Source organism: Spirosoma endophyticum, assembly GCF_900112365.1.
Lineage (GTDB): Bacteria > Bacteroidota > Bacteroidia > Cytophagales > Spirosomataceae > Spirosoma > Spirosoma endophyticum.
The window spans coordinates 18,481-42,234 of record NZ_FOLQ01000018.1 but is presented as its reverse complement, the minus strand read 5'-3'; the positions used below and the strand labels follow the sequence as shown (position 1 = coordinate 42,234).

Annotated in this window: 17 protein-coding genes; 7 read left to right on the top strand and 10 right to left on the bottom strand. The window is 49.8% G+C overall.

Going from position 1 to position 23,754, the window contains the following annotated elements:
• Positions 1–41: 41 nt before the first annotated feature.
• The 6 genes from BM202_RS28100 to BM202_RS28075 form a co-directional block, all read right to left on the bottom strand.
• Positions 42–2,324, bottom strand: a complete 2,283-nt coding sequence (locus BM202_RS28100; protein ID WP_093832488.1) for a GH92 family glycosyl hydrolase — start codon at positions 2,322–2,324, stop codon at positions 42–44.
• A 63-nt stretch (positions 2,325–2,387) separates the two neighbouring features.
• On the bottom strand, positions 2,388–4,691 hold the full coding sequence (locus BM202_RS28095; RefSeq protein ID WP_093832486.1) for a GH92 family glycosyl hydrolase: 2,304 nt from the start codon (positions 4,689–4,691) through the stop codon (positions 2,388–2,390).
• A gap of 124 nt (positions 4,692–4,815) precedes the next feature.
• Positions 4,816–6,255, bottom strand: coding sequence for a RagB/SusD family nutrient uptake outer membrane protein (locus BM202_RS28090; protein ID WP_093832484.1), 1,440 nt, complete (start codon positions 6,253–6,255; stop codon positions 4,816–4,818).
• Between the two features lie 29 nt (positions 6,256–6,284).
• Positions 6,285–9,773, bottom strand: coding sequence for a SusC/RagA family TonB-linked outer membrane protein (locus BM202_RS28085; RefSeq protein WP_093832482.1), 3,489 nt, complete (start codon positions 9,771–9,773; stop codon positions 6,285–6,287).
• A 21-nt stretch (positions 9,774–9,794) separates the two neighbouring features.
• A complete protein-coding gene (locus tag BM202_RS28080) occupies positions 9,795–10,808 on the bottom strand; it encodes a FecR family protein (protein ID WP_093832481.1) in 1,014 nt (337 codons plus the stop codon).
• A 73-nt stretch (positions 10,809–10,881) separates the two neighbouring features.
• Positions 10,882–11,604: an RNA polymerase sigma-70 factor gene (locus BM202_RS28075; protein ID WP_245776809.1), complete on the bottom strand. Its 723-nt coding sequence runs from the start codon at positions 11,602–11,604 to the stop codon at positions 10,882–10,884.
• Between the two features lie 417 nt (positions 11,605–12,021).
• Here BM202_RS28075 and BM202_RS28070 point away from each other — a divergent pair, with 417 nt between their 5' ends.
• The 3 genes from BM202_RS28070 to BM202_RS28060 all read left to right on the top strand — a co-directional run bounded on the left by BM202_RS28070 (position 12,022) and on the right by BM202_RS28060 (position 17,162).
• On the top strand, positions 12,022–12,711 hold the full coding sequence (locus BM202_RS28070; RefSeq protein ID WP_093832477.1) for a 3-keto-disaccharide hydrolase: 690 nt from the start codon (positions 12,022–12,024) through the stop codon (positions 12,709–12,711).
• A gap of 127 nt (positions 12,712–12,838) precedes the next feature.
• Entirely contained in the window at positions 12,839–15,712 is a 2,874-nt protein-coding gene (locus BM202_RS28065; protein ID WP_093832475.1) for a PVC-type heme-binding CxxCH protein, read from the top strand.
• A 175-nt stretch (positions 15,713–15,887) separates the two neighbouring features.
• Positions 15,888–17,162 (top strand): FG-GAP repeat domain-containing protein, encoded by a 1,275-nt coding sequence (locus BM202_RS28060; RefSeq protein ID WP_093832473.1) that lies wholly within the window; start codon positions 15,888–15,890, stop codon positions 17,160–17,162.
• Positions 17,163–17,687: 525 nt separating this feature from the next.
• On the opposite strand, the gene BM202_RS28055 is transcribed toward BM202_RS28060, so the two are convergent.
• From BM202_RS28055 to BM202_RS28040, 4 genes are all read right to left on the bottom strand, one after another.
• The gene (locus tag BM202_RS28055; protein WP_093832471.1) at positions 17,688–18,674 is read right to left on the bottom strand and encodes an aldo/keto reductase; all 987 of its coding nucleotides are present in this window, start codon (positions 18,672–18,674) and stop codon (positions 17,688–17,690) included.
• A gap of 289 nt (positions 18,675–18,963) precedes the next feature.
• A complete protein-coding gene (locus tag BM202_RS28050; protein WP_093832469.1) occupies positions 18,964–19,323 on the bottom strand; it encodes an ArsR/SmtB family transcription factor in 360 nt (119 codons plus the stop codon).
• Positions 19,324–19,389: 66 nt separating this feature from the next.
• A complete protein-coding gene (locus BM202_RS28045; RefSeq protein WP_093832467.1) occupies positions 19,390–19,857 on the bottom strand; it encodes a hypothetical protein in 468 nt (155 codons plus the stop codon).
• Positions 19,858–20,208, bottom strand: coding sequence for a hypothetical protein (locus BM202_RS28040; RefSeq protein ID WP_093832465.1), 351 nt, complete (start codon positions 20,206–20,208; stop codon positions 19,858–19,860).
• Positions 20,209–20,293: 85 nt separating this feature from the next.
• Between BM202_RS28040 and BM202_RS37435 the strand changes: the two genes are divergently transcribed.
• The 4 genes from BM202_RS37435 (at position 20,294) to BM202_RS28025 (ending at position 23,586) form a co-directional block, all read left to right on the top strand.
• Positions 20,294–20,452, top strand: a complete 159-nt coding sequence (locus BM202_RS37435; RefSeq protein ID WP_177236705.1) for a hypothetical protein — start codon at positions 20,294–20,296, stop codon at positions 20,450–20,452.
• A gap of 40 nt (positions 20,453–20,492) precedes the next feature.
• Positions 20,493–21,539 (top strand): sensor histidine kinase, encoded by a 1,047-nt coding sequence (locus tag BM202_RS28035; RefSeq protein ID WP_093832463.1) that lies wholly within the window; start codon positions 20,493–20,495, stop codon positions 21,537–21,539.
• Entirely contained in the window at positions 21,539–22,267 is a 729-nt protein-coding gene (locus tag BM202_RS28030) for a LytR/AlgR family response regulator transcription factor (protein ID WP_093832461.1), read from the top strand. The genes BM202_RS28035 and BM202_RS28030 overlap by 1 nt, the downstream gene beginning before the upstream one ends.
• Before the next feature lie 95 nt (positions 22,268–22,362).
• On the top strand, positions 22,363–23,586 hold the full coding sequence (locus tag BM202_RS28025; RefSeq protein WP_093832460.1) for a PQQ-dependent sugar dehydrogenase: 1,224 nt from the start codon (positions 22,363–22,365) through the stop codon (positions 23,584–23,586).
• Positions 23,587–23,754: the final 168 nt, after the last annotated feature.

Here is a 23,754-nt window from a genome sequence, read left to right as displayed (position 1 = left end):
TTATAGGTTAGTCAGTTTTTCCTGACGATGTAGGCTATACGTTAATTCTGCGGTTCCCATTTCTTGTCGGTTTTCTCGCCCATTTCCAAGACCAGCGTCCCGCCGTTCATTAGCTCATCATGGGAAAACGAGAGCGAGGTCAGGGGCTTGCCGTTCATCGTAGCCGACTGGATATACTTGTTGCGACGCGATGAGTTGGGGGCCGATAAGGTAAATTTCTTGCCGTTGGGCAGGTCGATGGTGACTTTGGTGAACAACGGACTGGTGATGCTGTAGCGGGGAATGCCGGGTGTGGTGGGGTAGAAGCCCATGGCCGAGAAGACCACAAAGGAGGACATCGAGCCGCCATCTTCATCGCCGGGGACGCCGAAAATGGTATCCTGAAACCAGGTATCCAGCAGGAGTCGGGTGTACTTCTGGGTTTTCCAGGGCGCGTTGGTGTAGTTGAACAGATAGGGAATAAAGAAGGTCACCTGGTTGCCCATGGCAAACTGCCCGATCATGCCCGTTTGGTTGGGCCATTTCTCCCAGAAAACGGGCTTGCTGCGGTCGAGTCCCTCGCGGAAAAGCTGGTCAAGTTTCGCTTCCATCTTATCGGCACCACCCATCAACTCGCGCAAGCCTTTGAGGTCCTGCTGAACATTCCACATAAAATTCCACCCGTTGTTCTCATTGTAGTAATCAAATCCATTGTGGCCGCCGTCAAATTTCGGGTCGATATCGATCCAGTTTCCCTTTGCATCTTTCGGCATGAAGAACCCGGATTTTTCCTGCCAGACGTTCTTATAATTCTGGGCTCTGGGTGCGTATTTTTTGTAGACATCCTGATTGCCAAGCTCTTTGCCCAACTCACTCAGTGCCCAGCTGTCATACGCATCACCTAACGTAATGGCCACCGCCGATCGTTTCTGGCCCGGTTTCTGCGATGCAAACGCGTCAGTTTCCGTTTCGCCGGGATGCAGTGCCGGGTAGTAGCCTTTCGTGTAGTAAAACTCTTCCAGATCACCTTTGGGACCATTTCGGAACGGAAGCATGGTAGCCTGTTCGGCGTTTTTGAGCATACCTGCGAAGGCCGTTTTGACATCGAAATCCCGAATCCCTTTCCGATACGCATCCAGAAACATCACCGACGATTTGAAGCCAAACATGCCGGGCCGATCACCAAATGGCCGTGGGTACTCCGCCATCCAGCCGCTCTCCTGAAACATCCGCACGTACGACTGCAGCATGTCGGCTTCCTGTTTGGGGTTGAGGATTGCTCGCAATGGGTGCTGAGCCAGATAATTTCCCCAGGTATAATCATCGTTATAAAAAGGTCGCTTGTCCTCGTGTACTTTCTTGTCGAAACCGCTGAAATACGTACCGTTCTCCGACATGTCGATCATGCGGACGTAGTAGCGGTAAAGGGCGGTGTAAAACGTGCGTTTCTGCGCGTCGGTACCGCCTTCTATTTTCACCTGCCCGATCACTTTTTCCCAGGCCGCTTTGCCCTTGTTTTTGAGTTGATCGAACGTAACGCCGGTTAACTCTTGCTCGAAGTTTTTCTTCGCCTGTTCAGGGCTGACAAATGAGATAGCGTAGCGGAATTCCTGCACGGGCGCATCGGCTTCGGCGTAGCTGGCAAAGGCGCGTTCGCCCGGCATTTTCCTGGGTTTTTCAGGTACGCCACTAACGGTGTATTTACCCCAATCTTTTTCGCCGTCTTTCTTGCCGGTTTGCGGCTTGCCTGTAAAAACGCCGTACAAATAAGCGGTTCCTTTCTGGTCATGAATCGCATCGACAACGAGTTCATTACCGATGATTTTATTCCCATCCTGAATCTCGTATTTCCCGTTGGCGTAATAGTGGGAGAGGAGGAGATTTTTCTTGGCGCCCGCCGGAAAGGTGAATCGGTAGATACCGGTTTTTTCGCCCGCCGTGTATTCGGTCAGAATGTTGTCATCGGTCAATTTTACGGAGTAATACCAGGGCTGGGTGACTTCCAGGTCATGGTCATAGGTCAGGCGGCTATACCAGGCCGTGTCTGCTACGTTACCGACAGATGGTTTGATGGCGAAGATCATCTGGGGCGTAATGATATTCTGGCACAGCATCGGGAAGTCGGTGATCTGCATATCCAGGTGGTCCTGCCGGTGCGGAAATACCCGTACCATCTGATTGGGCAAGTGCACAATCGGGCGATTGGTATTCAGCAAAGGTGCTACGTTGCCAATGGTCGGATCAATGTAGTTGACACCCGTTTGCGCCAGACTGAGTTGGGGCAAACTAGTCGTAGCGATACTGATTAATAAGGTTTTATATAGAGTTCGTTGAAATTCTGACATATTCAGTTGAAGGTTAAGTGCATCCACAGGCCGGGCTGCGTTTGGCTTCAGCCCGTGGATACGTTAGTATGTTATATTCCATTTCTTGTCGGTTTTCTCGCCCATTTCCAAGACCAGCGTCCCGCCGTTCATTAGCTCATCGTGGGAAAATGAGAGCGAGGTCAGGGGTTTGCCGTTCATCGTGGCCGACTGGATGTACTTGTTGCGACGCGATGAGTTGGGGGCTGACAAGGTGAATTTTTTGCCGTTGGGCAGGTCGATGGTGACTTTGGTGAACAGCGGACTGGTGATGCTGTAGCGGGGAATGCCGGGTGTGGTGGGGTAGAAGCCCATGGCCGAGAAGACCACAAAGGAGGACATTGAGCCGCCATCTTCATCGCCGGGGACGCCGAAAATGGTATCCTGAAACCAGGTATCCAGCAGGAGTCGGGTGTACTTCTGGGTTTTCCAGGGCGCGTTGGTGTAGTTGAACAGATAGGGAATAAAGAAGGTCACCTGGTTGCCCATGGCAAACTGCCCGATCATGCCCGTCTGGTCAGGAAATTTCTCCCAGAAAACGGGCTTGCTGCGGTCGAGGCCCTCCCGAAAAAGCTGATCCAGATTCTGCTCCAGTTTGTCAGGTCCACCCATCAACTCGGTAAACCCTTTGATGTCCTGCTGAACATTCCAGCGGTAACTCCAGCCGTTATTTTCATTATAATAATCGTTCCCGGCATGACCACCATCGAACTTGGGGTCAATTTCTATAAACTCACCTTTCGCGTCTTTCGGCAGGAAAAAGCCTGTTTTAGCGTGCCAGACGTTCTTGTAATTCTGGGCTCTGGGTGCGTATTTTTTGTAGACATCCTGATTCCCCAATTCCTTGCCGAATTCGCTCAACGCCCAGCTATCATAACTATTCCCCAACGTAATGGCCACCGCCGACCGACGTTGTCCGTTGCCGTGGAGTTTAGCTACGGAGTCGGTTTCTGCTTCGCCGGGATGCAGCGCCGGATAATAGCCTTTCGCATAGTAAAAATCGTCCAGTGCGCCTTTCGGGTCATTCCGGTGCGGGAGCATAGTTCGCTTGTCGGCACTTTTGATCATGCCTTCCAGGGCTGTTTTGGTGTCGAAATCCCGAATGCCTTTTCGATAGGCGTCCAGAAATACCACAAAAGACTTGAAGCCAAACATGCCCGCACGGTCGCCAAAGAATTTCGGGTATTCGGGTATCCAGCCGCTTTCCTTGTACATCCGCACATAGGTTTGCAGCATATCCGCTTCCCGTTTGGGATCGAGGATCGAACGTAGCGGATGCAGGGCCAGGTAGTTACCCCAGGTGTAATCGTCGTTGTAAAACGGCCGTTTATCGTCGTGTACTTTCTTGTCGTAGCCGCTGAAATATTTTCCATCTTCCGACATGTCGACCATACGGGCGTAGCAACGGTAAAGGGCGGTGTAAAAACTGCGTTTCTGGGCGTCGGTGCCCCCTTCTACCTTCACCTGCCCAATGGTTTTCTCCCAGGCGGCTTTTCCCTTGTTTTTTAATTGATCGAACGTAACGCCCGTCAGCTCCTTTTCGAAGTTTTTTCTGGCCTGTTCGGAACTGATAAACGAAAGGGCATAACGGAATTCCTGCACCGGCGCATCGGCTTCAGTGTAGCTAAAATAGGCTCGTTCGCCCTCCACTTTTTTATGCTTTTGGGGAGGTCCCAGCACCGTGTAGCGACCCCAGTCTTTTTCGCCCTGCTTCTTGCCACTTTCCGGTTTGCCAGAGACTTTTCCGTACAAATAGGCCATGCCTTTCTGCTGGTGATTGGCGTCATCGACAAACTCTACACCCGTGATGGTTGTGCCGTCAGTGAGATCATATTTCCCTTTGGCGTAATAGTGAGAAAAGAGGAGGTTTTTCTTAGCGCCCGCCGGAAAGGTGAATCGGTAAATCCCGGTTCGTTCGCCCGCTGTGTATTCGGTCAATACGTCATCGTCCGTCAGTTTTACGGAGTAATACCAGGGCTGGGTGACTTCCAGATCATGGTCATACGTTAGTCGCCGGTACCAGCCCGTATCGGCCAACGCGCCAGCAAACGGCTTTATCGCAAAAATCACCTGGGGTGTAATGATATTCAGCGACGTCATCGGGAAGTCGGTGATCTGCATATCCAGATGATCCTGACGCTTGGGAAACATACGTATCATTTGGTTGGGGACCTGCACGACCGGCCGGTTGGTGTTATAAAAAGGCGCTATGTTTCCAATCGTCGGATCGATGTAGTTTACGGCAGGGCTTGTTGATACATTCTTTTTCTGCTGACCAAAACCTACCTGTATCCCCCTGAGAGACATCACCATTGACAGGGCTAAGATTAGATTGATTCTCACTTTCATACGCTTAAATGAAAATATACTAATGAGTGATGGATGTCTAAAAAGACCCCCAACCCCCTGAAGGGGGCTTCTTTACTCGCAACCAGAGCCCCCTTCAGGGGGTTGGGGGTCTTTTTAATTATAATCAATTATACCCTGGGTTTTGCAGTAATACGGCTGAGTTATTAATGATTTGAATTTCTACCAGTGGAATCGGGAATAGCGCATTGAAGTCTTTGAAGCCAAGCGGTCCCAGGACGCTTTGCAAGCGTCCTGTTCTGGCCAGGTCAAACCACCGGACGCCTTCCATGGAGAGTTCGTAAATCCGTTCGTCGTAGATTTTAGTACGTAACTGATCTTTACTCAGACCGGCGAACTTTGGCATGTTCGCCCGGGTGCGTATCTGGTTCAGGTACGTAAGAGCCGCATCGGTTTTGCCATTCTCGTTCAGCGCTTCGGCGTACATCAATAATACGTCGGCATACCGGATCACCTTCCAGTTTACTTTGCTGTCATTCAGCGTGTTCGTAATAGCTAAGTACTTTTTGGTGAACGTAGCGATCTGCAAAAATCCCTGGAAAACCCCGTTGTTGTCCGTGTAGCCTTTCGCCACTGTAACATCGCGTCTTGGATCGGTCGGATCGAAGGAGTCGAACAGCGCTAGCGTCGGGCTATTCTGCTCGCCAGCACCGCCTTTTATGCCGTAAAATGTTTCGGCCAGCGAGTTCGCTGATTTCGGTAAAAACTTGTTCGAGAAACCACTGCCCGCGCCCAGATTGCCGTCCTGATATTCAATGTCAAATATGTATTCGCTATGGTGTTCGTCTTTTGTGTAGTCGAACAGGTCTTTGTAATTCGGCAAAAGGGCGTACCCTAACGTAGTGACTTCCTGTAGTTTGGCTTCCGCTTTTACGAAATCCTTACGGGTCATATACACGCGTCCCAGAATAGCTTTCGCAGCTCCTTTTGTTACCCGACCTACATCAGCACCCGTATATTTTGTGGGCAATACAGCCTCGGCCGCCAGCAAATCTTTAATAATGACGTCGTCATAAATCTTGTCTACTTTTTCGCGCGCTTTTGTGTATCCTTCGGCAATCGTGGTGGGAGCAAGGTTAAGCGGAACGTCGCCAAAAATTCGTACCAGATCGAAGTAGGCAAACGCCCGAAGAAATTTGGCTTCTGCCATGTGTCGATCTTTGTTCGGGACGAGGGCTGCATCGGCCGTTTCGATTTTGGATAAAATAAGATTTGCCCGATTGATGGCGCTGTAATAATTACGCCAGGTGGAAATCATCAAAGCCGCATCGCTGTTCATGTTGAACTTATCCACCGAAACCAGAAAGGCATCGTTGCCGAGGGCGTGCCACGAATCATCCGCCCGCAGGTCGCCGAAGATCCAAAAATCCTGATACTGATTTCGGAGCATGCTGTACACGCCGACGACCGCATCCTGAAAATCTTTGTCAGTTTTATAGACGGCCTCAACGCTTACCGTGGAGATCGGATTCAATTCGATGAAGGTCTTTTGGCATGACACCGTGAGCATGGAAGCTACACTTAGCAGGCAGAATATCTTTTTCATTGCTGTAGTTTTTTACTTAATTCCCTACGTTAAAATCCCACATTTAAGCCAATCATCAAGCTCTTCGGCAATGGATAGTCATTGGCCTCTACGCCGGGCGTCAACGGATTGTCGGTTGTGCTGACATCCGGGTTAAACGCCGTGTTTTTCGTGAAAAGGAACGGGTTGTTTGAGTTTACATACACACGTAGCGAACCAAGGCCCAGTTTCTGCGTAATAGCACTGGGTACTACGTAAGCCAGGGTTATATTGTTGATTCTGAGGTAGGTGCCTGTGTCAAGGAACAGTTGGCTCGGCAGTCGTACACCACCCGTTGGACTATCATTGGGGCGGGGTGTTACGCCATCGCCGGGGTCCTGCTCCGATTTCCAGTAATTATTGCTGAATGCATAGCCCCGAACGCGCGCCCGTCCACTGTTGCCGCCACCCCGCGACGTATTATAAATCAGATTTCCTTTCGAGCCCTGCACACTGACACTCAGGCTGAGGTTTTTATACGTAATGCGGTTGGTCATGCCATAAAAGAAATCCGGGTAAGGCGACCCCATGATGGTTTTGTCGGCATTGTTAATGACACCATCACCGTTGATATCCACAAAGCGCACATCGCCAACGCGCGAGCGGTCGCTTCCGGTTGGATTGTAGAGCGGCCCTTTATCCAGATCGGCCTGGTTTTTGAAGATGCCATTGACCAGAAACCCGTAGAACATGCCAATCGGCTGACCGATCATCGTTACGTTGTTGCCCGAGTAAATAGGATCGCCCTGCGGCCCTAATTTGACTACTTTGTTGCGATACGAAGACAGGTTGAAATCGGTTGACCATCTGATTTTCTTGTCAACGTTTACCGTGCTCAAAACGAACTCCCAGCCCGTGTTTTTCACCTCGCCAATGTTCTGCAAAGCCGTGCTGAATCCGGTATTATTGGGAATGTTTACGTTCAGGAGTAAATCCGTATTTCTGGATTGAAAATGATCGACAGACACGTTAACCCGACTGTTGAAAAAACTGGCATCAACGCCAACATTGACGGACGTTTGTTTTTCCCAGGTTAGTGACGGATTGCCAATCCGGCCCGGCGCAATGGCACTCGCCACGGTGCCGCCCATACCATAATTTTCATAGGCAATCGTTCCATACTGGTCGTAGTTGCCAATGTTATTGTTGCCGGTTTCGCCATAGCTGGTACGTAGTTTTAGCTCGCTAATCGCCCGCGTATTTTTCAGGAAATTCTCGTCCGAAATCCGCCAGGCCAGCGCTACTGAAGGAAATATGCCGTATTTATTTTCGGTGCCGAAACGGGATGAACCATCCGTCCGAATGGATGTAGTCAGGTAATATTTGCTGTTGTAATTATAGTTGACACGGGCCAGATACGACAGCAGTGACCACTCATAAACACTTGATGTGCCGTTCGTGATCAAGCCACCGACCGCACTTAAGGTAGGTACCAGGTTATTGGGAAATTTGTTGCTGCTTAATAAGTTAGATTCGCCGTGCTCTTTCTGAACCGTATAGCCCGCTAAGGCTGAGAGCGAGTGTTTGCCAATAGTTTTCGTGTAGTTTAAGGTGTATTCGGTAAGCCAGTTCGTAATCATGGAGGCATTGTCGGTACCTAACGCCAGGGCATTGGCAAAATAAACGCGTTGCGGCACGAAGTACATGCCCTTCCCGTTCAGCAGGCTTCCGCCCAATTGAACGTTGAATTTTAAATCCGGTAAAATCTGATATTCAGCGTTGATGTTGCCCAGAAATCGAAAGCCTTTTTGCGACGTAATGGTTTCCCTGGCAACGGCCAGCGGATTGTAGATATCAGCCATGTCGGCAAGGCCGGCATAATTAAAGTAGTTGCCGTTGGCATCCAGCAACGGCCGGAAATTATGAACCTGCAAAGCCGACGCTACAATGCCCAACGTAGCCGCGGTGCCGCCACTCACACCGGTCGATGGCAATGAACGCTGATCTGTATACGACGGATTCAGACTCAATTTTACCGACAGCCGTTTCGAGAGTTGCGCGTCGATGTTAGTACGGAGTGAATACCGCTTGAAGCCGCTGTTGACGATGATGCCATCCTGATTGAAATACTCCCCACTGACGGCGTATCGTACATTTTCGGTACCACCCGTGGCAGCCAGTTGAATCTGGCGTTGTGGGGCTGTAATCAGGACTTTATCGAGTGAGTTTTCGTCGGTCGTATTTCGTCCTTCGCGAACGTCCATGATGATGGCCGGGACTGGAAATGTCCAGGTGGTTGGATTGCCCGAAACGTTGTTACCTGCATCCAGATTCCGATTGCGCATGCCGTCGTAGAAGAAATTCGCCTGCTCGATGGAGTTCTTCATGATCGGCACTTTCGATACGCTCTGCCAGCCGTAATACGTATCGAGCGTGATATTGGCTTTCCCCGATTTCCCCCGTTTGGTATTGATGATGACCACGCCATTCGAACCCCGCGAGCCGTAGATCGCCGTTGCCGACGCATCTTTCAGAATGTCGAGGGTTTCGATGTCGTTGGGATTCAGGGTCTGAATGTTATCGGTTGGAAAGCCATCCACAACGTATAACGGACCGGCTCCCGCCGAGATGCTGCCAATGCCGCGCACCCTGATTTGGGGAGCCGCACCGGGTTCGCCCGACACGGCTTTCACCTGAACCCCGGCGACCCGCCCGGCCAATCCCTGTTCGATACGTGTGACGCCAAGGTCTTTCACTTCTTTGCTGCTGATGACGCCCACCGAGCCCGTTAAATCCTTTTTCTTGACGGTTCCGTAGCCCACAACCACAATTTCATCGAGCGTTTTGTCGTCGGCTTTTAACGTAACATCGACCGTCGTACGGGTGCCAACCGTTGCTTCCTGAGGCAAATAGCCGACGTAACTAAAGATCAGGATCGCTGATACGTTTGGTACGTCGATTTTATACTTTCCCTCGGCATCGGACGTCGTTCCTTTCTGCGACCCTTTGATGACAATACTCACACCCGGCAACCCTTCGCCTTTATCGTCAGTGACGGTGCCCTGAACCGGAATGTCGACCGGAGCTAATTTTTCGGTGGGTAATTTGGCCGGAAGGTTCATGGATGCCGGTCGGCTGTCAACTTCGTTATCGAACCGATCGGGCGACGTTAGTGAGCCAACTGGCGACAGATTGTTGCTGGCTTCCGTTCTTTCGGCAGACTCTTTGGACACCACGACGTAGCCACCGTTTTTTACCTTTCTGTAGCGCAGTCCCAGCGGTTTCAAAACGGCCGTAAGATTCTGCTCGATGTTCACCTTATAATTGATCACATCACCCGCCACGACGAGACCGTCTACATTACGATCGAAAAACAGAATATCGATGGCATAATGGTCCTGCAACTTTTTAAGGACGTCTTTTAGCTTTTGGGGTGACGTTTTGACCGGCCCTTCTTTTTGCTGAATCTGGTGGGCGCTGGCCAGCAGTTGGGAAAAGCCGGGCCGTACTCCTCCCAGTACCACTCCCAGCAGGAGCAGCATACGTATTAGTTTTTTCATGAGTAGGTAAGGGGTGTTTAGTTACTGATTTTGGGTTACAACAATCGTATCACCTTGCTGTCGGTAGGTCAGATTGGAAGCACTGGTTATTGTTTCGATAAGTTCTTCGGCGCTGTAGGCCTTAAAGGCACCCGAAATGGTCCATTGCGCCAGCGTTTTGTCGGGTATTTTCAGGTCTATCCCGTAATTTTCCTTAAACAGCGTGCCAATCTCTGCCAGGGTTGTTCCATCAAATACGAATCGATGTTCTTTCCAGGACGTAAATTCTTGTGGGTTAGGTGTTTGCTTCAAGCTGACCCGACCCGTCTGATCGAACGTGACCAGATTGCCAGGCTTCATCATTAATTGCTTACTGGTTTCCCCCTCCTGATACAGGAGTTGTACTTTGCCTTTATTCAGCACCACTTTCTTCGCTTTCTCACGGGTGTTGACCAGAAATTCGGTGCCCAGCACAACCACCTCAAAATTATTATGTGTCTGAACGACAAACCGTTGATGGTTGGGCAGGTGTTTGATGGAGAAATCAGCTTCGCCTAACAATACGACTTCACGCGTTTTCTGGCCGAATCCAAATCGAGGTACCCGTAACGATGAGTTGGCGTTGAGCGTCACCTGACTTCCATCAGCGAGTTTGACCGTACGGGTTTCGCCATAGGCCGTGCTATATGTAGTATACAGCAGATCATCTTTGAAAAAGAGTCCGCCTAATAGGACGATCAGGCTTATGGAAGCGGCTATCATCCAGCGCAGCCGACCGGGATTTAGCCAATGTGTTATGGGTTCTCCTGGCGCAGATAGTTGAGACGTAGCGGTTTCAGGCTGCTGGTCGAGCATGCGTTGCCGATGTCGTTCCAGGGCTTTCCGGTCGTCGGCCATAAACTGCGAATTTTGACTTTCCCATGCGACCAGGCACTCGAAAAACACTTCCCGGTTAATAGGATCTTTCGCCCACTCGTCAATGGCCTGCTTTTGTAGGGCGGTTGCCCGGCCAGCAAAGTAGTTGAAAAGCGTTTCTTTCGATACCTGAGTTTTCATTGGTGGAATGTTAGCCGTATCATGACGGTTTCAAGATGAAAAACACGTAGTCATCATACAAAATAATACGTAATCAATGCCAGAGCGCCCCTGCCAGGCAGGCAATCAACAGCCACTTGTCCTTCAGCGTGTTCCGAATCTGGCGCATAGCCTGGAAAAGATGGGCTTCAATGGTACGTAGCGACAGGTTCAGTTCGGTAGCTATTTCCTGGTATTTCTTCCCCTCAAACCGGTGCATCACATAAATCTGACGACGCTTCAGGGGCATGGCGTTAATGGCGTTTTCCACATCATGATACAACTCCTCATACTGCGTGATTGAGTCGGGACTTTGCGTGATGTGGGCTGGAATTAATTCGGCATTGTCCAGCGATGTCGTGTGCCGCATTTCGGCCCGTACATGATCGAATGCCCGATTGCGCACAGCCGTGAACAGATAGGCTCTGTAGGATGAGGTTATGGTTTGGTATCGGGATTCGGCCTGAAACTCATAAAAAATATCCGAAACGATGTCTTCAGCAATGGCTTTCGACGATACGTAGCGAACCGCGTGACTACACAACATAGCGTAGTATTGCCGAAACAGCAAGCTAATCCCACTTTCGACATCCTGTTGAAAGGTATTCCGCAGAAACAATTCCGTGTCCCAACTTGCCTTATCAGCGGAGTCATGGGGCACTTCTTCGGGGGTCAAACTAGGTAACTGACCAATTCCCTGGCGCTGTGTTAGTGGTAGGACTTGTCCCATCGCTGCTTGTAAGTGAAGTGGGTAGTTCTGGTAGTGTCCGTTTTCCATTGACTAAAAGAACCGCTTCTGATACAAAGACGATGAAGTCCATAAAAACACTTAGTCTTTTTTAATTATTTTTTCAAAAAATAGAATTTAATGGGGTGTCGAGCCTTCAAATTCATTTTGAAAGTACAGTTATGGCTCTCTGAGCAACAGAAATATACCTATAGGACGTAATAGCTCAGTATCCGGATAAGGTACGCCAGCCAGCAAGTCGGTGGCGTCAGTGGTCTAAGTTACTTCAGGTATTCCCGAGTCCCGGCAAAAAACCAGACAGACTCAAAACCAGCTACGTAGTGGGCAGGGTAAATATGGATATAGTAACTGCTTTTAGTATTTTAGCAAGAACAAGTATGTCCAGCCTGTCAGGCTTGCCAGTAGCTTAGGGCATGCAAACAGAACGCTTCCGAGACCCTTTAATTGATGAAATCAAACTGGATTCGTGTACTTCCCAGGGCTAACGTAGCAAAACGGTGGCTCGTTATAGCCTTCATTTTAGTCAGTCAGGTTTTCTGTGGAGTACTGGCTTTTGCCCAGTTGTCGGGGAAGGCCGAGTCATTATTTGATGGCAAAACCCTGACTGGCTGGAAAACGGTCGATCCGGCTGATGCCAACCTGTGGTCTGTGAAAGACAGCGTTATACAAAGCGGGGATGGCGTTAAAAAGATACCGGCCAATACGTATCTGTACACCTTGAAAGAGTATGGTGATTTTGAGTTCCGCTGCCTGTTTCGGTTGTCGGGCGATCCTTCGACGGGTATGATCAACAGCGGAATTCAATATCGTTCGCTCATTGAGGGCGGTAAAATGGTGGGTTATCAGGCGGACATTGGCAATGGGTACTGGGGAGATCTGTATGATGAACATAGACGCGAAAAACTGGTCAGCGGTGATTTGAGAATCCTCAAACGTATCTTGAAAGAAGACGGCTGGAATAGCTACATCATCCGCTGCAAAGGCAACCACCACGAGCTATACATCAATGGCGTGAAAACTTGTGACTATACAGAACAGGACAGCAAAATACCGGCAAAAGGCGTCATTGCCGTTCAGATTCACGCCGGAGGGGTTGCCCAGGTTGAATTTCGTGATCTGACTATATCCGAACTGTAATGGCAGGCTTGTCGCCTTGGGATCAATTTATAACGTACTAATTAAGTAGTAAAGCCCATTCGCGTTGTTTTTGTCACCAGAGTAACCTTATTACTGACTTACCTTCAACGACTTACGCCTTATTCCTATGAACAAATTTCGTTTGCTCATACTATTGATTTCCGTCGTTCTTTCAATAACGGGTACGTATAGTACAGCCCAATCTTCCAAAACCAAACCGGTTCAGGACACCACGAAAGTCGACCGGGAGTATGCGCTGGAAGCGTCCATGCTGGGCTACTTTTCGAAGGATGGGGCTCGCAACCCAACCTTAAAGGCGAATAAAGGTGATCGGGTTCGTATCACCATTACCGACACCGAACTCATGACGCATGATATCGCCCTTGAAAAATTGGGTATCAAAAGCAAAACCCTTCAGGAAAAGGGAAGTAAGGCCAGCATTACGTTTACCGCCGATAAAAGCGATACGTATTACTGCACGGTTCCGGGTCACCGAGCGGCTGGTATGGTCGGGAAGTTCGAGGTCGTGGAGGGTACTATTTCTGATGCCACAATTGCCGGACAACTACCCACAAAGAACGGGCAGCCGCTAAACCTGAATTTCGAGTCCGGTACGTTAAAAGACTGGACCGCCACCGGCGATGCGTTTGTGAACCCGATTTTTGCTCAGGATGATCCGTCTCCGATTCACGAGAAAGAGATGCACATTGGCTTTGCCGGGAAGTATTTTCTGAGCAGCGGAGGCACGACCAACTACAAACTGACCGGTACGTTAACCTCCAGCCCTTTTACCGTAACCCAACCGTTTGCCGCGTTCCGGGTGTCGGGTGGTGCCTTGCAGGATACGCGTGTCGAACTGGTACAGGCCAGTACCGATAAAGTCATTTTTCATAGCACCGGACAGGGCCGCGCTACGTTGCAGCCGGTCGTGGTTGATTTGCAAGCCTATCTGAATCAGGATATTTTCATCCGGATCATCGACAACGAAACCGGAATTTCGCAGATTCCCTACATCGCGAATGACAAATGGGCACACATCAATTTTGATGAATTTCTATTTTATCCCACGCGTCCGACCTTCCCCAACGAATTAAATCAGAAAGATATTATTATCCTGCCACCGCTGGACCCCGTGCTCCATGCCGGACTGTCCGGCACCGAAGCGGCCAACGTAATGAGCCTGCCCAATGGATTCAGGATTACGCTGGCAGCTGCTGAACCGGACATTATTAAACCCATTTGTTTTACCCTCGATCCCCGTGGCCGACTGTGGGTGGTCGAGAGCCATACCTACCCTGTTCCGGCACCGGAAGGGCAGGGTCGAGACCGCATTCTGATCTTTGAAGACACCAATGGCGATGGAACGCTGGACAAGAAAAAAGTCTTTGCCGAAGGACTGAATCTGGTCAGCGGTATTGAGGTCGGCATGGGGGGCGTGTGGCTCGGGGCGGCACCGTATCTGCTGTTTATTCCCATCGATGCTAAAACCGATCTGCCCGCTGGGCCGCCCCAGAAACTGCTCGATGGCTGGGGCACTGATGATACCCACGAAGTATTGAACAGCCTGCGCTGGGGTCCGGATGGATGGCTGTACGGGACACACGGCGTATTTACCCATTCCAACGTTGGCAAACCGGGTGCCCCGGATTCGGAACGTACTAAACTGAATGCCGGTGTCTGGCGGTATCATCCCACAACCCATCAGTTCGAATTATTCGCCGAAGGTACCAGCAATCCCTGGGGACTTGATTTCAACGATTATGGGCACGCGTTCGTTACGGCCTGCGTGATTCCGCACATGTACAACATGATTCAGGGCGGGCGCTACTTCCGGCAGGCGGGCAAGCACTTTAATCCGTACACCTACGACGACATTAAAACCCACGCCGACCACGTACACTGGGTGGGTGAACGCGGTCCGCACGCGGGCAACTTCCGGTCGGCTTCGGCAGGAGGGGGGCACGCCCATTCCGGCGCGATGATTTACCTGGGGGGCAATAGCTGGCCGAAAGAATACCGAAACGATATCTTTATGAACAACATCAACGGCGCCAAACTGAACCAGGACCATCCGGTTCGCGACGGGTCGGGTTATCTGGTGACTCACAAACCGGATTTCCTGTCGATGAACGATTCCTGGTCGCAGTGGCTGAATATGAAATATGATCCTAGCGGTTCGGTGTGGGCCATCGACTGGTACGACAAGAACCAATGCCATAGCCCCAATCCGGATGTTCACAACAAAACGATGGGTCGCATCTTTAAAATTACCCATGCCAATGACAAGTGGATACAGGTCGATCTAGCAAAGGCGTCGGACATGGAACTGGTTAATTACCAGCTACATGCCAACGAATGGTACGTACGACAAGCCCGGACGATCTTGCAGGAACGTGGCCCCAACAAGAAAGTACACAAAGCCCTGAAAGACATTCTGGCTAAAAATCCGGATGCTACCCGGAAGCTTCGGGCGTTGTGGGCGCTGCATGTAACCAAAGGGCTTACCGAAAAAGAGTTAACGGATTTGCTGGCCAACGAGAATGAATACGTCAGAAGCTGGGCCATTCAATTACTGGCCGAAAACAAAAGCGTTTCTCCGGAAACGCTGAAACGCTTTACGGCGCTGGCCCAAACGGATAATTCGGCGCTGGTACGGTTATACCTGACATCGGCCATGCTCCGGCTGGACCCTGCGCAGCGTTGGGACGTAGTGGATGCGCTCGTTCAGAAATCCGACAATAAAGACGATCATAACCTGCCATTGATGCTTTGGTATGCCGCCGAACCGTTGGCCGCCATTGATATGAAGCGGGCGTTGGAACTGGCCCAAAAATCTAAAATGCCCAGGCATTTGCCCTATACCATTCAGCGCATCGGGGCCATCGGTACGGAGGATTCTAAAAAGCTGCTGAAAGAATTTAACGACCGGGTTGGCAAACGGGACCATTCGCACGAAAATCACGAAATTCAGGCGCTGATAGCCAAAGTGCTGGAAGAGTAAAAATTGGGAAATTATAAAATGATAGAACGCTGATCGTTATGATTCTTAAGGTCAGTTATGATAGTTGGTAAAGGCATTGATTTTTGTTCTAAAAACCCGATGTTATGATCATTGCTAAAATCTTCAAATATCTTAACGGTCATCATAATCAGTGTTCTATTAAACTTCGCCTACTATGAACACCACAATAGCCACCCGGTACGTATTGTTTTGTATCCTACTCCTTAGCTGGCTGACCAACGCCTATGGTCAGGATAAGCCCTTATTCAAAGTACGTCAACAGCAGGCTGCAAATACGGTAACCAACACGCCCAATCAGCCAAAGCCCGTTGTGCTGACTAACGAGTTTAAAAAAACAACGATCACCCGAGATTTCATTTCGGAAGGGGTAGCCGTAGCCGACCTGAACAAGGATGGAAAGATGGACATTGTGGCCGGTTATTACTGGTTCGAAGCGCCCAACTGGACCCGTCACGAAATGGCCCCGTCCCGCGTGTATGACCCGCGAAAAGAATACAGCGATTCGTTTCTGAATCTGGGAATGGATGTCAATCAGGATGGCTGGGATGACGTAGTGATTGTTGACTTTCCCGGTAAACCCGGTTTCTGGTTTGAGAATCCCAGGAATAAACCCGGTCGGTCCGTCGGTGCGGTATGGCAAAAACACATCATTGCCGATTCGGTCGGCATTGCCAACGAGTCGCCGGGTTTTATCGATATAGATGGTGATGGCCGACTCGATATCCTGTGTGGGGATAAAGCCAAAAAGCAAATTGTGTGGTTAAAGCCACCGTCAAAACCCGGCGATACGGAATGGACGCGATATGCTATTAGTAAAGAAAATGTTCCCGGAACCGAGGTGTTTTCCCACGGCATCGGCTATGGAGATGTGAATAAAGACGGCTTTAACGACGTAGTGGTTCGGGAAGGATGGTTTGAAGGAACCGCCGATAATAAGTCGGGTAACTGGGTATTTCATCCCGCCGACCTGGGCGAACCCTGCTCGCACATGCAGATTCTGGATGTGAATGGGGACGGGAAAAATGACGTAGTATGTGCGTCGGCTCATGCCCTCGGCGTCTGGTGGCATGAACAGGTCAGTGACGAAGGTAAACTCGACTTCAAAACCCATTTGATGAGCACCACGACTGCCCAGACACATTCCTCGATCATGGCCGATCTGAACGGGGATGGTCGTAAGGACTATATTACCGGAAAGCGATTCCTGGCCCACCACGGTCGTGATCCGGGCGACAGTGATCCGGGTATTCTGATGTGGTTTGAGTTTACGCCCGGCAAGGAACCATACTACAGAGAGCACATCATTGACAATGATTCCGGGGCCGGTCTTAACATTGTGGCACAGGACATGAATGGCGACCGAAAGCCAGACATTGTCATTGCGAATAAAAACGGCGTTTTTTTATTCGAGAATGTGATAAAAAAATAAGGGAGTGCTGTTGGCGACTAATGTAAACGACAGGCCATAAAAAAAGCTCCCGATGATCTGGGAGCTTAACGTATTGAACAGGTGTGTTTTAACGCGACCGCATGCGATAGACGGTACGGCCTCGTAAGCCAACCAACGGGCCACCGACTTCAATTATGCGGGGCCGGGCGGGGCGGTTTATGTGGAGAAAATTCGTTTTCATTAGTTAGTGTTGTTTGATTGTTGTTTGTGAATGACTCCACAAATATGAGCGGTGAAAGTCAGACCAGGCTACGGTATTCGTACCAACTGCGGGATTTCCAACATGAAACAGCCAAAAAAGCCGATCAGCGGTTTTTTGCTCATTATTGAATTTTTCTAAGGCATATTCAATGCAGTACTCTCAATCAGAGGATAAAACGAAGCTATTGGATTTTATTTATTAAGATAGTCCCTTCCTATTGACTTCGTTCTAGGGTCGTATAGACTATACGGTGAGCAGTTTTAGCCCTTGATTTGATGAATCAAACAAAACTAACTGACCATTTACAGCCCTGTCGATTTTTCCATTTGTTCGGGGTAGCGCGTCCCCACTACGTCGATTTGAGCCGCGGCATCCTTAATCTCCTGAAGTTCGTCGGCTGTTAGCTGAATCGCAGCGGCTCCGTTATTTTCCGTCAGGCGGTGCAGCTTCGTGGTGCCCGGAATGGGGACAATCCAGGGCTTTTGGGCCAACACCCAGGCTAAAGCAATTTGTGCGGGCGTAGCCTGTCGGCGTTCGGCAAACTGATCCAGCAAGTCCAGCAAGGCTTTGTTGGCAGAACGGGCTTCTTCAGTATACCTGGGCAAAATGTTACGAATGTCGCCCTCGGCAAATTTGGTACTTTCATCAATTTTACCGGTCAGGAAACCTTTTCCCAGTGGGCTATACGCCACCAGACCGATACCCAATTCCTCGATAGTCGGGATGATTTCGGTTTCATGCTGACGGGTCCAGAGCGAGTATTCGCTTTGCAGAGCCGTTACCGGCTGAACAGCGTGCGCCCGTCGAATGGTTTGGGCACCCGCTTCCGACAGGCCGAAGTGTTTCACCTTTCCTTCCTGAATCAGGTCTTTCACCGTTCCCGCTACGTCCTCAATCGGTACGTTCGGGTCGACACGGTGCTGGTAGAACAAGTCGATGACGTCGACCCGTAGTCGTTTCATGGAAGCTTCAGCTACGGCTCTAATGTTCTCCGGGCGGCTATTTGACCCAGCCTGTTTTCCATCCTGGAAGTTAAAACCGAATTTGGTGGCAATCACTACGTCGCCTTTGAAGGGTTCCAGGGCCTCGCCCACCAGTTCTTCATTAGTATAGGGGCCATATACCTCAGCCGTATCGAAGAACGTAACGCCTTGTTCGACAGCAGCATGAATCAGCGAAATCATCTCTTTTGTGTCCTTGGGCGGGCCGTAGCCAAAGCTCATGCCCATGCAGCCAAGACCGAGGGCTGATACCTCAAGGCCACTGTTTCCCAGTTTGCGTTTTTGCATTGTTGTACGCATAATGATGTTGATTATAGTATAAACCTACGAGGACGACCTATGGTTAAATCAAACAGGAATTTACGAAAATCAACCAATCCCAATCTTTCAAAACGGATACGCATGATTCTGGCCAAAAACTCATCTTCGTCGTGTCAAAACAAAGTGACTATGGGCACGAGTATTTCAGGAAAAGTAATCAACGGGCGTCAGTAGCGGTACTGGTCTGGCTGCGGCAAACCTACTGGCATCCCAGATGCTGTCAGGCGGTGAAACCGTAAAACAGCCGCGCCAGTGGTTACGCAAAGACGTGCGTTTTTTCCGATGAGGGACGATCATGGGCGAAGCCCGCTTTATCGCCAGATCGATTTTGAAAGAACGTATCAAATTCGGCAGAAAGGGCTTTTTCCGACAAGCCGTAGTAGACGTCTCGCCCTTTTCGTAGCTTTTTGACTAGCTGCTTCTTATGCATATACCGTAAGTTACTGTAGAGGAGAAATTGATCGATTCCCGGTAAATAATCCTGAAGTGTGGGAATACTCACGATACGTTCTTTGACGATGATCATCATGATTTGTATACGTAGCGGTTGCCCCAGCGCCTTAAGCATATCCGCTAATTGCGCTAATTGATTGATTTTCTGTGCCTCTCCAATCATGCTTGTTTGACGTTACTAGTAGACGATCTGGTTGGCTATCGGTATGTTGATTCTAGTAAATATCCGCTACAGATCAAGAGTAACAGGCACACGCAAGGGCCTTCTCGGCTCCCGACTTTGCTCAATAGTTGCCTCCTTATTGACGGATTCAGGCTGAATACTGTAGGCGAATCTGGCCTCTTGCCGGCTGATTTTATAAATAAATGGGTTGTTGTCAATCTGAACGGTCACCTGGTAGGAATTAGCGGGCAGGGCTGATAAGTCCAGTCTGCGTCGATACTGATCGTGGTTAGTGAATTCCTCGTAGAGCGTCCTGTCTTTTTGATCGGCCACCCAGATTTTATAGCGTAAATGATCGGGATTATCAACGATCAAGTAGAGTTTCCCCACCGGATTGACATAGGCGTGCACCTGATAAGAAGCGGCTGTCGATGGCAGGTTTTGCAGGCGGTTTGCGCTGGCTGATACACGCGGTGGCGTTGGTAACTCGGGCGTAGACGGTAGGGTTTCGGTTTTGATACGTGACGTTACCAACTAATTCGCCAGCAATTGCGCTAATAACTGATCGAACTGCTTTTGATTTTTCCGGCTGAGTTTGACCCATTTTTCGGGCAGATTTTCTACGTATAGAAGTTGATGGTTGGGCCCGAAAAACTGGATCAGGGTGTTGCGGGTAGCTGCCTGCGTGTTAAGCCGCCAATAACCCCGGGTCGAGTCGGGCTGAGCCCTATTATCAATCTGCGCCTGCCCTGCCTGCGCGTGCAGTAGCAGTATGAATGCCGCAAGCCAGACAAAATGGACCTGCTTAACGCTAGCCATACGTGGGTGAAAGGACGTAGCCAAATTGGCTAGCCACTGGCGTGAGATGGTTCGATAGAGTTGCATAGTGATAGCCAATGAGTTGGTTGAAAAAATATGATTCAAGGTGGTATTACCACTGGCAAAGCAAAACACTACGTTCGTACGCGAAATGTATTTTAGACCAACAACCAGATCGCTCCTTCACACGACGGCTAGTGCGGAGGTAGTGCAGTTGGTCGAGAAAATTGGTTGTTTATCGAAGGATGACCCTGTTGGGGAGTTTACGCGCGTAGTTGGTCCGATTCGTCGGCTTATGATCAGAATTTAACCGTAATTTTGTCTTCTCATGGCGAAATAAATCATGGACAATGGCTCGTTTGGGTGCGCTTAAATTCTACCGGGAAATCGGAGCACAGGGACTTTTCTGGCTGGGTTACTTTCTGTTTGAATGGCTCAATACGGGGGCTTACATGGATAATTTCCAGCAGAGTTTCTATAGCATTTCGCTGAATATTCCCCTGTTAATTATCGCGGGTTACTGGCATCTGCTGGTTACTGTCCGGCATTTCCTGATGGCTGGCCGTATGGCGGGTTTCTGGGCCAGTTTACTGGGGGGCGTACTGGTTTTTGGGCTGCTTCGGCGCGCCATTAATTATACCTGGCTTTACCCCGTCTATTACCCGGATGGGTTGCTCAAACCGTATGTATACTGGCCTAAAATTCTGGCCGAATCCATGCAGTTGCATTTGGTGGTTGCTCTATTTGTGGCGGTTAACCTGGTCCGGCATGCACTGCAGCAACAACGGCTCAGTGAGACGTATCGCCGGGAAAAACTCTCCGCCGAATACCGGCTGCTACAGTCCCAGGTTCAACCCCATTTCCTGTTCAATACGCTCAATAACCTGATCTCGGTCTCGTTGCATCAGCCCGCTCAAATGCCACATCTATTGCAACGGCTGGCCGGACTGCTCAGCTACCAACTGCACGAGAGCCACCGTTCGATGGTTTCGATCACCAAAGAAATGGCGTATTTGACGGACTATATTTCGCTGGAGCAAATTCGTTATGGGGATCGGCTGGACGTACAGACGAACTTTGATGAGCTGGCGAATCTGACGAATCTGATGATCCCGCCAATGCTGCTTTTACCCTTTGTGGAGAATGCGTTTAAACATGGTGCCGCCCAAACCGAAACCAATTGCTGGATCCAACTGACGCTATCCCGAACGGGCAACCGCCTGGTCTATTCGGTCGAAAACTCGGTGCCCGATGGCGTTTTATATCCGTCGACAACGGGTTTAGGTTTAACAAACCTGAAAAAACGGCTGGATATTCTCTTTCCCGACAACTATGAATTAGTCACCTTACCGGAAGATAGTCAGTTTCTGGCCGTCTTGAAATTCAATGTAAACTGATGGCCATTCGCTGTTTTGTGCTGGATGATGAACCGCTGGCAACCGATCTGTTGAAAGACTACATCGGTCGGTTGCCTGATCTGGAACTGGTGGGTCTATCCAATAGCCCGACCCAGGCCTTCCGACTGTTACAGCAAACGTCGGCGGCCGGTGCTCCGGTTGATGTGCTCTTTCTGGATATTCAGATGCCCCGCCTGACCGGCTTCGATATACTACGTCCGTTAGGCTACCGGCCTAAAGTTATTTTCACGACGGCTTTTCGGGAATATGCGCTGGACAGCTACGAATTTGACGTACTGGATTTCCTGGTAAAACCCATTTCATTCGAGCGCTTCCTCCAGTCGGTGGGCAAAATTTACCGGTTCTCGCCCACGATGCCTATTAGCGACGATTCGCCGGAGCCGACCAAAATTGGAAAAGATTATCAATACTTCAAGGTTGATAAAGAGATGGTCAAACTCTTTCTGGAGGATATTTTATGGATTGAAAGCCTGAAAGATTACGTGCGGATTCATACGGTGTCGGGCACGCTAGTGTCCTATCTACGAATCAGTTATCTGGAAGAAAAGCTGCCCCCAGATCGGTTTGTCCGGATTCATAAGTCTTTTATTGTGGCGCTGGATCACATTCAGGCCGTCAGCGCTACGTATATTCGAATCAACAATGAGGAAATTCCTATTGGGCGAATCTACAAAGCCAAGCTCGAAGAAGTTCTCCAGCGCGATTGAGCTGAGTAGGATTTTTAGTTACTAAACTCTGTTTGTATGGTAAGCGCATTTACTGAAATCCCAAAATTCACATTACTTAACTAGCTGAATCAATAATGAAGACCCAATTTCTGCTATTCATAGCGGGGGCCTCGCTGGCCTTGCCATCCTGTGGCCAAACTACGTCCAACAACACAACGGCGTCTACGCAGACGAGTGCTGTAGAAACCAAAGAGCCCAATTCCGACTATAAACCGGCTTTTGCTGGCCAAACCCGAATCGCCGGTGTGAAATCGGCTACGAACTATGAAGGCAAAGTGCTGACAGAAGCGCTTAAATTTCCGTGGGGGATTACAAGCCTGCCCGATGGCCGCCTGCTCATTACCGAGAAAGAAGGCACGATGCGCATCGTCACGCCCGATGGTAAGGTAGGGGAGGCCATAACGGGGATTCCCAAGGTTAATCCATCGGGTCAGGGCGGATTGTTAGGCCTTCGGGTTGACCCCGCTTTTGCGACAAACCGGATGGTATACTGGGTATTTTCTGAACCAAGTGCTGAGGGAAATGTGACGGCCGTTGCCAAAGGTAAATTGTCGGCCGATGAGAAAAAGATTGAGGGCGCAACGGTCATTTATCGCGCCACACCGGCCTACAAAGGCAATCTGCATTATGGCGGCCGGATTCTTGTCGACAAAGACGGTAACCTGATCATCAGCACCGGTGAGCGTTCCGATCTGGTAACCCGGCCACAGGCCCAGTCGCTCAATTCAGGCTTGGGAAAAGTTATCCGGATTACGAAAGACGGTAAACCCGCCCCTGGTAATCCATTTATTGGACAGGCAGGTGCCCGACCTGAATTATATTCGTATGGGCATCGGAACGTACAGGGACTGGCCATCGATCCGGTAACGGGCGATCTGTGGGAGAATGAATTCGGGCCAAGAGGAGGTGATGAAGTCAATCATATCAAACCCGGCAAGAATTACGGCTGGCCAACCATTACGTACGGGATCGAATACAGTGGCAAAAAAGTGGGTGACGCCATTCAACAAAAGGAAGGATTGGAGCAACCGGCTTATTATTGGGACCCTGTTGTATCGCCCAGTGGTTCGACGTTCTACAGCAGTGATCATATTCCGGAATGGAAGAACAACCTCTTTATTGGCGCGTTGAGTGGTATGCACATCGTACGGCTCATTATCAAGGATGATAAAATAGTGGGTGAAGAGCGGTTGCTTTCCGATCAATACCAGCGTTTCCGGGACGTAACGCAGGGCAACGACGGAGCCTTGTACGCGATCACAGACCAGGGTAGACTGTACCGCATCGATAAAAAATAACGTTAGTTCATCATAGGGTATTTTTTCGCTGGCTAATGGATTGCACGACCGGATAGGTTGGATTGTGTTTCTAAAAGGCGGTGAGTAGACAAGTACAGTAGCGTGTTCTCAAAAGCCCGAATAGCAGAAGCTAAACGCGGTTTTTGGGGCACGCTACTGTATTTTTAT